The sequence below is a fragment of the Micromonospora sp. BL1 genome (assembly GCF_003667485.1).
GTDB lineage: Bacteria > Actinomycetota > Actinomycetes > Mycobacteriales > Micromonosporaceae > Micromonospora > Micromonospora tulbaghiae.
On sequence record NZ_RCVK01000184.1, the window covers coordinates 1 to 9,905 of the forward strand.

A 9,905-nucleotide genomic window follows, 5' to 3' on the forward strand; every position below is an offset into this window, starting at 1 on the left:
GCCCTGCCCTGCCCTGCCCTGCCCTGCCCGACGATCATGAAGTTGACGGCACTGCGCGTCCATTTCGTCCCCGCCAACTTCATGATCAGCGGGATCAGGGGCGCCCGGGACCCAACCCGCAGGCCGGATCCAGTCCGTTGACCAAGGAGTTTGGGTCGGTGAGACGCCCCCGTGAGGACACAAACTCCTTGATCAACGCGTCGGGGCCGGGGGCCGGAGGAGGCGGAGACGTGACAGGGAGACCGGGCGAGCGGCACACCCGACCCGACCGCCCCGTCCCATCGATCATGAAGTTGACGGCACTGCGCGTCCGCTTTGTCCCCGCCAACTTCATGATCAGCGGGGCCAGGGGTGCCCGGGACCCAACCCGCAGGCCGGATCCAGTCCGTTGACCAAGGAGTTTGGGTCGGTGACGCGCCTCGGTGGGAACACAAACTCCTTGATCAACGCGATGGGAGCGAGAGGGACCGGGGGGTTAGTCGGTTAGGAGGATGCCGGTCAGGAGGACGCCTCTCGCCAGGTTGAGGACCTCGTCGCAACCCGGGTAACCCACCCGGGCGAGCGCACCCGATGCGGTGCGGTCGAACAGGTACGGGGCGAGGCTGTACGGGACGTCGGCGGTGACCGTCTCACCGGTCTCGATCTGCACGAAGTCCATCGCCACCCGGTCCGCCTCGTGGTAGCGCTGCAGGATGTTGCCGCCCTCGGCGATGGCCGCGCGTACCCCGTCCGCCCACGCCACAGCTGTCATCTCCCGGCCGATGAGCACTCCGTGCCCGGCCGAGCCGCCGGCCGGCTTGGCGACCAGGTCGGCCTGTTCGGCGAGCGCCCGGTCGAGCTGGTCGGCGGTCAGCGCCACGGTGTGCGGCACGTACCGGCGGATCAGCGTCCGGTCGTCCTCCGGCAGCAGGTCCAGGTCGTCCCAGAGCCACGCGTAGTTCAGCTTGTTGCTGAGAAGCCACGCGGCGCTGCTGACGAACATCGGCAGCGTGCCGGCGGCGAGCGCGCCGGCCACCGCGTCCAGCCCGGGGCTGGGGGTGACCCGGTTGGGCACGAACAGCCGGAACAGGGCGTCGACCGGTGCGCCGCCGACGACGAGCCGGTTCTGCGCGTCCAGGCCGGCGGTGGCGACCGGGGCGATGACCAGGTCGATGCCGAACGGGCGGGCCTGGTCGATCAGCGGGGACAGGATCCGGATGAACGTCTCCGGGTCGTCCAGTCCCGGGTAGTCGGCGTCGAAGTCCATCAGCAACGCCACCCGCGCGCCGTCGGGCAGGCCGAGCGTGTCCCGGATGGCCACGAACCGCTGGTCCAGCAGCGAGGGCGCGGGCCGCGACCCGTCGAGCAGGTCGTGCGCGCGGTACAGCTCGGCGTACCGCTGGATCACCGTGTCGGCGTCGAAGCCGCCGCCGAGGCTGCTGTCGATGTTGTACTCCACGATGCACGGCACGCCACCGGAGAACAGCACGTCCGGCCGGTACGCGGCGAGCAGCCCCTCGTGCAGTTCCTCGTCCGGGTCGAGCAGCCGGGTCTCGCCGTCCGGCACGTCGAGCAGCAGGCGCAGTTCACCGGCGGTACGGGCGCGGCGCCGGCACGCCTCCAGGATGAGCTGGGCGATGCGGTCGCAGACCTCGTTCAGCTCGCGGAACGCGTCGGCGGTGAACACCGGCGGGCGGGCCAGCCGCCACTGCTTGTTGTACGTGGCCCGGCCGTGGAAGACCTTCTCCCAGGCCGCGGCGCCGGTGGTCACCATCGCGGTACGGGTGGACTCGGGCAGGTCGGTCCACGCCTGGCCGAGCGGCGGCCACGTGTATTTCGGGTCCATCGTTCATCCGTCCTTGAGGGTCAGTTGGATGGCGGCGGTGAGCTGGTCGCGGCCGGGTTGCACGGCCCGGTCCAGGGCGGGCGCGAAGGGCAGCACCGCACCGTCGGGGCGGGTCACCCGCCGGGGCGGCGCGGCCAGCCGGACCCGCTCGACCACGGTGGCGATGATCTCCCCGGCGATGCCGCAGGCGCGGTTGCCGTCGTCGACGACCACCAGCCGCCCGGTGCGGCTCACCGACTCGACGAGCCCGTCCCAGTCGAACGGGTAGAGCGTGCGGGGGTCGAAGACCTCCACCGACGCCTGGCCGGCGAGTTCCTCGGCGACGGCGAGCGCGTCGTGCACCAGGTGCCCGACCGCCACCACAGTCACGTCGGCGCCGGCGCGGCGGATGATCCCCCGGCCCAGCGGCACCGGCGTCAGGTCGGTGACGTCGGCGCGCAGGTCCAGGGCGCCGGCCGGGGCGAAGACCACCACCGGGTCGTCGCAGCGGATCGCGGAGACCAGCAGCCCGTACGCGTCGGCCGGGGTGGCCGGTACGACTGTGGTCACCCCGACGTGGGCGAACAACGCGTACGGGTGGTCGGAGTGCTGCCCGGCCCAGCCGGTACGGGAGCCGGAGCCGGGCACCACGTAGGTGACCGGCACCGCGCACTGGCCGCCGGTCATCAGCGGGAACTTGTGCGCGTGGTTGACGATCTGCTCGAAGACCAGGAACAGCAGCGACGGGATCTGGAACTCCACCACCGGGCGGGCCCCGGCCAGCGCCGCGCCGGTGGCGAAGCTGGTGAACGCCTGCTCGGACAGCGGGGTGTCGCGGACCCGTTCCGGACCGAACTTCTTCAGCAGGCCGGTGGTGACGTTCGCGGCGGCCACCCGGATGTCCTCGCCGAGCACCACGACCGATTCGTCGCGGGTCATCTCGTCGGCCAACGCCCGGGTGAGCGCCCTGCGGTAGGAGAGCCGGGGCATCAGCCACCTCCGGTCCGGGCGGTGAGCCCGCTGGCGTACAGGTGGTCCAGGGCGGTCGCCGGGTCGGGGTGCGGCCCGGCGAGCGCGTACTCGACGGCGGCGTCCAGTTCCGCCTCGACCGCGGCGTCCACCTCGGCCCGCACGGCCGGGTCCAGCCGCGCTCCGGCGATGTCGACCGGATCGCGGGACCGGCCCTCGGCCACCTCCTCCGGCGGCCGGTAGTCGAGGCGTACCTGATGTTCGAAGGTGTGGTGGGCGTCGAAGCGGTAGGTGCGGGCCTCGACCAGCTCGGGGCCGCCGCCGGCGCGCATCCGCGCGACGGCGGCGGCGGTGACCTCGCGTACCACCTCGGGGTCCTGCCCGTCGACGGCGGCCGCCGGCATGCCGAAGGCGGCGGCCCGCCCGGCGATGGTGCCGGCGACCGCGCCGTCGACCGGCATGGTGGTGGCATAGCCGTTGTTCTCGCAGACGAACAGCACCGGTATCCGCCAGAGCGCGGCCAGGTTGAACGCCTCCAGGAGCATGCCCTCGTTGACCGCGCCGTCGCCGAAGAAGGTGGCGCCGACGATGTCGGCGCCGCGCCGCCGCCGCTCCCACACCGCTCCGGTGAGGATCGCGCCGGCGGCACCGACGATGGCGTTGGCGCCGAGGACGCCGACGCCGAAGTCGGCGGCGTGCATCGACCCGCCCCGGCCCCGGTTGAGCCCGGTGACCCGGCCGCACAGCTCGGCCAGCATCCGGGCCGGGTCGGCGCCCTTGGCGAGCACGTGCCCGTGCCCGCGGTGGGTGCCGGTGACCAGGTCCTCGGCGCCCAGCGCCGCGCAGACGCCGGCGGCGATCCCCTCCTGACCGAGGTACGGGTGGATGCCGCCGACGATCTCCCCGGCGCGGACCAGCTCGATCGCGCGCTCCTCGAAGCGGCGGATCAGCCGGACCGTCCGGTAGAGCCGGAGCGGGTCGGAGCCGGTCACGCCGGACGGCCCTCCTTGACGGCGGCGAGGATGTCGTCCCAGAGGCGGGCGCGGGCGGCGAGCGCGGCGTTCACCGTGTCGGCGCACTCCTGCCACTTGGTGTCGTCGTCGCCGCACAGGTCGGCCAGCATCTGCATGGCCATCGGGGTGTGCTGCTCGCCGTCGACCTCGATGTGCCGCTCCAGGTAGTCGACGAACTTGTTCAGCCGGTTGCTGCGCTCGTTGACGGCGACGACCTGGGTGAACATCTCCGGGATGAGGTCCTCGCGGCCGAACGCGAACGCCGCGGCCTGGCAGTGCACCGGGGTGGTCTCGATGATCCGCCAGGTGGTGCCGGCGAACGCGGCCGACGCCGCGGGGACGCCGGCGGCGCCGAGCGCCTCGGTGACCGGGGTGCCGTCGCGCAGCAGGTCGACGAGCTTGTTCACGGCGCTGGTGTCGGCGCCGGCCTCGGTCATGCCCTGCACGTACAGCTCGAAGTGGCTGATGTAGCCGTCGCCCAGCTCGTCGCTCTCCTCGACCATCACGATGTCGTTGATCAGGCGGCGGCTGCCGGTCGGTCCGGTGGGGATCCACGGCACGGTGACGCAGGTGAGCTGCCGCTGCAACGACTTCAGCAGGGACATGAAGTCCCAGACGGCGAAGACGTGGTGCTCCATGAACGTGACGAGCGCGTCGTGGGTGTCGAGGTTGGCGTAGAGGGGGTGCTTGACCACCACGTCGCGGCGCTCGGTCACCGCCCGCTCCAGCCGCTCGATGCCCGGGTGCGTCTTACCCCAGTCGTACCGTGACATTGTCAGCCTCCCTGCTGGGCGCGGTCGCGCCAGATGACCGGGCAGTAATCGGGGTCCGCGTAGTCCGGCCGGCCCTCGTGGGTGCGGCGGACCAGCACGTCGTGGTTGTACGCGGCGAGCGTGCCGTCGGAGAGCGGATACTCCCGCCAGGCGTTGTCGCCGTCCTGCAGGTGCAGCGAGACGGCCCGGCGGGGCCGCCCGCTGACGTTCGCACCGCTGCCGTGGTAGGTGCGGCAGTGGTGGAAACTCATGTGTCCCTTGGGGATCACCATGGGGATCTTGCGGATCTCGGCGCCGTTGTACGCCGCGTTCTCGGCGAGCATCACTTCGAGCTGGTCGCGGTCCCGGTCGGCGAAGTGCCGCACCACCGTGTCGTCGGCGCCGATCTCCCGCCAGCGGTGGGAGCCGTCGACCATGGTGATGGTGCCCATCTCCTCGCCGCAGTCGTGGAACGGGATGAACGCGGTGAGCATGTTCTCCGACGACGAGGACGCCCAGTAGTGCTTGTCGAAGTGCCAGGGCACGATGTTCGACGGTTCACCGGCGATCGGCGGCTTCCAGATCAGCGTGGACTGGAAGATGCGGATCTCGGCGGCCCGGGCCAGCCTGGCGGCGACCGCACCGATCAGCGGCTTGCGCAGGATGCGGGCGATGCCGTCGTGCTCGTGGTGGACGTAGTCGTTGTGCCGCTGCACGTCACCCCGGGACGGCTCCCAGTAGGCCAGCTTCGGCGGCCGTACCGGCAGCCGCCGGTCGCGTTCCCCGGCGTAGTAGCTGTCGGTGGCGGCGACGAGTTCGTCCACCTCGTCGTCGGTGAGCAGCTTCTTCGACAGGTACCAGCCGTGCTCGGCGTAGTGCCGGACGTCCTCGTCGGAGGGAAGCAGCGCCTCCTCCTCGGCGGTCAGCCCGGGATCGATGGTGGTCATGCCCCTACCCCTCCGGCCGCGACGCCGGGGGTCGCCCCCGCCGCGGCCAGCTCGCGTTCCTTGGCCTCGTAGAGCGCCTTGATGTTGCCGCTGCCGAAGGTGCGCGCCCCGCGCCGCTCGATGAGTTCGAGGAAGAGGGTGCGGCGCACGTGCATCGACTCGGTGAAGATCTGCAGCAGCTGCCCGTCGTGGTCGGAGTCGACCAGGATGCTCAGCTCACGCAGCCGGTCCACCGGCGCGTCCAGCCGGCCGACCCGCCGCTCCAGGCCGTCGTAGTACGCGCCGGGGGTGCTGGCGAACCGCACCCCGCGCCCGGCGAGCGCGCCGACGGCGCTGACGATGTCGTCGGTGCGCAGGCCCAGGTGCTGCACCCCGGCGCCGGCGTGCCAGCGCAGGAAGTCCTCGATCTGCCCCGGCCGGGCGCCGGTGTCCGGCTCCAGCAGCACGAAGGTGACCTTCCCGGACGGGCTCTGCACCACCTTGGAGTTCATGGCCTGGCCGGCGACCTCGATGTGCTCGGTGAAGATGTCGGCGAAGCCGAACACCTTCTCGTAGTGCGCCACCGTCTCGCCGAGTTGCCCCGGCGGCACGCAGATCGCCAGGTGGTCGACCTCGGCGAGCAGCGTGTCCGTGCCGTCCGGCGCGGTCACCGGCTCGATCGCGCCGGGCAGGAACACGCCCGGGTCGCCGCGGCGCTCGACCAGGCGGTGCACCACGTCGCCGAAGCCGCCGACCTCGGCCACCACCACCTCGGCGTCCGCGCCGGTGAAGGTGCGCGGCGGGCTCAGCGCCGTCGCGCCGCGGTCCACCAGTTCCGCGTACGCCCCGGCGGCGTCGTCGACGGCGAGCGCCACCACGGCGATGCCGTCGCCGTGCCGGTGCACGTAGGTGGCCGCCGGGTGCTCCGCGGACAGGCCGGTGGTCAGCAGCAGCCGGATGCCGGCCTGGGCCAGCAGCAGCGAGCGCTGCCCGTCCAGCCCGGTCTCCGGACCGCCCTGCCCGCACAGCCGGAAACCGACGGCGTTGTCGAAGTAGAAGGCCGCCTGCCGGGCGTCCCCCACGTACAGTTCGAGATGATCTATCCCGTTGATGGTCATGGGCTTCCCCTGTTCCCCCCGTGATCGCGACCCGGACGGACGCCCGGGACTGGAGTCCGGTCAGCCAGCGGCCGGGGTGGCGGCCCGGCGGGCCGGCCCGGAGAGCCGGCGCAGGAGCAGACTGACGTTCTGGCCGCCGAACCCGAACGAGTTCGTCAGCGCGTGGCCGGCCCGGGTGGGCCGGGGCACGGCGCGGACGTGGTCCGCCTCGCACTCCGGGTCCGGGTCGTCCAGGTGGTAGGTGGGTGGCAGCAGGCCACCGTCGAGCGCCAGCGCGGTGGCGGCGGCCTCCAGCACCCCTGATGCGCCGAGCAGGTGCCCGGTGAGCGCCTTGGTGGAGCTGACCGGCACGCCGCCGGTGCCGAACACCTCGGCCAGCGCGATCGTCTCGGCGACGTCACCGAGCTTGGTGCCGGTCCCGTGGGCGTTGACGTACCCGACGTCGGCCGGCTCGACCCCGCCGGCCGCCAGCGCCCGGCGCATGCACGCCGCCGCGCCGGCGCCGTCGGGCCGCGGCGCGGTCGGGTGGTACGCGTCGGTGTTCGCACCGAAACCGGCGACCTCGGCGTAGCCGCGCACACCCCGGCCGTCGGCGTGCCCGGCGCGCTCCAGCACCAGCAGCGCCGCGCCCTCGGCCAGCACGAATCCGTTGCGCCGCTTGTCGAACGGGCGGCTCGCCTCGGTGGGTTCGTCCCAGCCCCGGGCCAGCGCCCGGGCGTTGCCGAACGTGTCGGCGAACGTGCCGAACAGCGGCGCCTCGCTCGCCCCGCACACCACCACGTCGGCCTCGCCGGAGCGGATGAGGCGTACCCCGTCGGCGACCGCCTGGGCGCCGGAGGCGCAGGCCGTGCCGACCGACGAGCTGTAACCGCGGATGCCGTGCGCGATGGCGATCCGCGCCGAGGGCATGTTCGGCAGGATGCCGGTGAGCAGGTACGGGCTGACCGCCGCCCGGCCCCGGGCGGCCCGCGCCAGCACCTGGCCCTCCAGCGTGGACATGCCGCCCACACCGCCGACGATCACCGCGATGCGCTCCGGGTCGACGTCGCGGCCCACCTCGATGCCGGCGTCGGCGAGCGCCTCGGCGGCGGTGATCAGGGCGAGCAGCACCACCCGGTCGAGCACCTTCGTCTCCGGTCCGGAGGCCACGCTGCGCGGGTCGATGTCCGGCAGCACGCCGGCCACCTCCAGGCTGCCCGCCGCCGGGTGTCCCTCGGGCGGGCGGCGCAGCCCGGACCGGCCGGAGATCAGCGCGTCGAACGTGTCCGCCGCACCGCGACCCGCCGGGGTGAACAGGCCCATGCCGGTGATGACGGCGCTCACGACGGCGCCTCGGTCAGGTAGCGCTCGCGCAGCGCCACCTTGCGCACCTTGCCGGTGACGGTGACCGGGATGTCGTCGGCGCGTACCGGGACGATCCGGCGCAGCGTGACGGCCACGTCCGGGCCGAGCGCGGTACGGATGCGCTCGGTGCGGTCCGTCCCGGGGTCGGCGCCGGCGGCAAGTTCCAGCAGCACGTCGGTGGTGACGGTGCCGTCGTCCGCCTTGACGATCACCACTGTGCAGTCGGTCACGTCGGGGCAGGCGGCGAGGATGCGTTCCTCGGACAGCGCGGTGAAGAACCGCTTCCCGTCGCCTGCCTCCACCGAGTCGACCGCCCGGTCCAGGTGGTAGTAGCGGCCGTCGTCGTCGGCGTACACCAGGTCGCCGGTGAGGTACCAGCCGCGCAGCCGGAACCGGTACGTGGTGACCGAGTCGTTCCAGTAGCCGCGGAACAGCGACGGCGAGTCGATGCCGAGCCAGCCCACCTGCCCGGGCGGCAGTTCGTTGCCGTCGGCGTCGAGCACCGCGACCTTGGTGAACCGGTACGGGCGGCCGACGCAGCGGCCGTACCGGTCGGTGTCGACGGTGTGGGTGATGTGGAACATCGAGTGGCCCATCTCGCTGGAGCCGAGGCCGTCGATGAACACCGAGCCGGGCACCCGGGTCACGCCGCCGCGGGTCACCACGTCCCGGGAGCCGACCGCGACCAGCCGCCGGACGTGCGGCTCGTGCGAGCAGTCGCCGGTGTTGAACCACAGCCGCACCGAGTCCAGGTCGTAGCCGGACAGGTCGAAGCGGGCCAGCTCGGCCCAGGTGACCGAGAAGCCGAACACGCCGTCCGGGCGCCAGCGCTGGATCGCGTCGAGCACCCGCTCGCCGCCCTGCTCGGAGAGCAGGAACATCTCGGCCCGGTTGCCGAGCGCCTGGTTGACCATGAGCACCGTGGCGGTGTGCGGGGCGGGCAGCGCGTTGAGGATGCGCGTGGTGCCCTGCGCCTGCGGCATGGACAGCAGGTGGCGGGTGGCGGCGAACAGGCTGGCGTGCGAGTGCAGCACGGCCTTCGGCACGCCGGTGGTGCCGGAGGTGTGGGTGATGACGATCGGGTCGTCCGGGTGGTGCCGGTAGTGCGCGGGCGCGGCGTCCGGGTCGCCGGTGCCCGCCTGCGCGGGCTCGCCGATCATCGGCGCGCCCAGGTCGTGCCCGGCGAGCGCCTCGGCGTGCGCGGCGTCGGCGAGCACCCCGGCGGCGCGCAGCCGGCGGATGTACTCGGCGGCGATCTCGGGGCGCAGCCTGCCGTTCATCAGCGCCGGGACGGCGCCGAGGCGGGTCAGCGCCAGGAACGACAGCACCATGTCGGCGGCGGTGCCGGCCCAGACCGCGACCGGGTCGCGGGGCTTCACCCCGCGTTCGTGCAGCCAGGCCGCCCGGGCGGCGACCATCCGGTCGAGCCGGCCCAGGGTCAGCGGGGTCTCGGCCGGGTGGCCGTCGACCTCGGTGTCGAACGTGAGCCCCGGCCCGTCCGGGTCGGCGCCGTGGGCCAGCACCCGGGCGAGCACATTGCCCGCGCCCAGCTCCGCGTCGGCCGCGAGCGCGCCGCGCAGTCCCTTCGTCCTCATTGACGTGTTCCCTCCCCCAGCAGCACCGCGGTCGCCTCGCCCGGCGTACCGTCCGGTGCCAGTTCGATCAGGATCAGCAACGCCTGTGCGGCGTCGCCGTCGTACAGCAGCAGGTCCGCCTCGGCCTCCCCCTCGGCCCGCGGGTCGCCGGTCGGGCTCAGGCACACCACCGGCCCGTCCAGTCCCCAGCGCGCCGCGACGTGCCCGGCCACGCTGTTCGGCACCGACTGGAAGAAGAACAGCGGCCCGATCCGCCCGCCCGCGTCCACAGTGGCGCGGACGTGCGCCGCACCGGAGGTGTCCCCGCCCGCGCTGACCAGCACCACGGCCGTCCGGTTGCCCGGCGGCAGCGGCCCGTCGCCGTACCGCCGCGCGAGGCACCGC

At 73.1% G+C, this 9,905-nt stretch carries 9 protein-coding genes; all 9 read right to left on the bottom strand.

The annotated features are described in order from the left end of the window. Nucleotides 1-475: 475 nt before the first annotated feature. Nucleotides 476-1,825 carry a hypothetical protein gene (locus tag EAD96_RS07955; protein ID WP_121683780.1) on the bottom strand — a complete coding sequence of 450 codons (1,350 nt, stop codon included), beginning with the start codon at nt 1,823-1,825 and terminating at the stop codon, nt 476-478. Between the two features lie 3 nt (nt 1,826-1,828). Continuing rightward, a complete protein-coding gene (locus tag EAD96_RS07960) occupies nt 1,829-2,794 on the bottom strand; it encodes an alpha-ketoacid dehydrogenase subunit beta (RefSeq protein ID WP_121683781.1) in 966 nt (321 codons plus the stop codon). Next, the gene (locus EAD96_RS07965) at nt 2,794-3,765 is read right to left on the bottom strand and encodes a thiamine pyrophosphate-dependent dehydrogenase E1 component subunit alpha (RefSeq protein ID WP_121683782.1); all 972 of its coding nucleotides are present in this window, start codon (nt 3,763-3,765) and stop codon (nt 2,794-2,796) included. The genes EAD96_RS07960 and EAD96_RS07965 overlap by 1 nt, the downstream gene beginning before the upstream one ends. After that, a complete protein-coding gene (locus tag EAD96_RS07970) occupies nt 3,762-4,559 on the bottom strand; it encodes a DUF3050 domain-containing protein (RefSeq protein WP_121683783.1) in 798 nt (265 codons plus the stop codon). Before EAD96_RS07970 ends, EAD96_RS07965 begins: the two co-directional genes overlap by 4 nt. Nucleotides 4,560-4,561: 2 nt before the next feature. Further along, nucleotides 4,562-5,485 (bottom strand): phytanoyl-CoA dioxygenase family protein, encoded by a 924-nt coding sequence (locus tag EAD96_RS07975; protein WP_121683784.1) that lies wholly within the window; start codon nt 5,483-5,485, stop codon nt 4,562-4,564. After that, nucleotides 5,482-6,582: a 4-hydroxyphenylpyruvate dioxygenase gene (gene hppD / locus EAD96_RS07980; protein WP_121683785.1), complete on the bottom strand. Its 1,101-nt coding sequence runs from the start codon at nt 6,580-6,582 to the stop codon at nt 5,482-5,484. Before hppD ends, EAD96_RS07975 begins: the two co-directional genes overlap by 4 nt. 60 nt (nt 6,583-6,642) lie before the next feature. Then, nucleotides 6,643-7,905 (bottom strand): beta-ketoacyl synthase, encoded by a 1,263-nt coding sequence (locus EAD96_RS07985; protein WP_121683786.1) that lies wholly within the window; start codon nt 7,903-7,905, stop codon nt 6,643-6,645. Continuing rightward, nucleotides 7,902-9,521, bottom strand: coding sequence for a class I adenylate-forming enzyme family protein (locus EAD96_RS07990; protein ID WP_121683787.1), 1,620 nt, complete (start codon nt 9,519-9,521; stop codon nt 7,902-7,904). Before EAD96_RS07990 ends, EAD96_RS07985 begins: the two co-directional genes overlap by 4 nt. Then, nucleotides 9,518-9,905: hypothetical protein (locus EAD96_RS07995; protein ID WP_121683788.1), on the bottom strand; the 388-nt coding region annotated here is incomplete at its 5' end. The genes EAD96_RS07990 and EAD96_RS07995, both read right to left, overlap by 4 nt.

What these genes read in the sequence shown, in the direction of transcription:
- EAD96_RS07955 (WP_121683780.1), bottom strand. Translation starts at nt 1,825, where the DNA reads ATGGACCCGAAATACACGTGGCCGCCGCTCGGCCAGGCGTGGACCGAC.
- EAD96_RS07960 (WP_121683781.1), bottom strand. Translation starts at nt 2,794, where the DNA reads ATGCCCCGGCTCTCCTACCGCAGGGCGCTCACCCGGGCGTTGGCCGAC.
- EAD96_RS07970 (WP_121683783.1), bottom strand. Translation starts at nt 4,559, where the DNA reads ATGTCACGGTACGACTGGGGTAAGACGCACCCGGGCATCGAGCGGCTG.
- EAD96_RS07975 (WP_121683784.1), bottom strand. Translation starts at nt 5,485, where the DNA reads ATGACCACCATCGATCCCGGGCTGACCGCCGAGGAGGAGGCGCTGCTT.
- hppD (WP_121683785.1), bottom strand. Translation starts at nt 6,582, where the DNA reads ATGACCATCAACGGGATAGATCATCTCGAACTGTACGTGGGGGACGCC.
- EAD96_RS07990 (WP_121683787.1), bottom strand. Translation starts at nt 9,521, where the DNA reads ATGAGGACGAAGGGACTGCGCGGCGCGCTCGCGGCCGACGCGGAGCTG.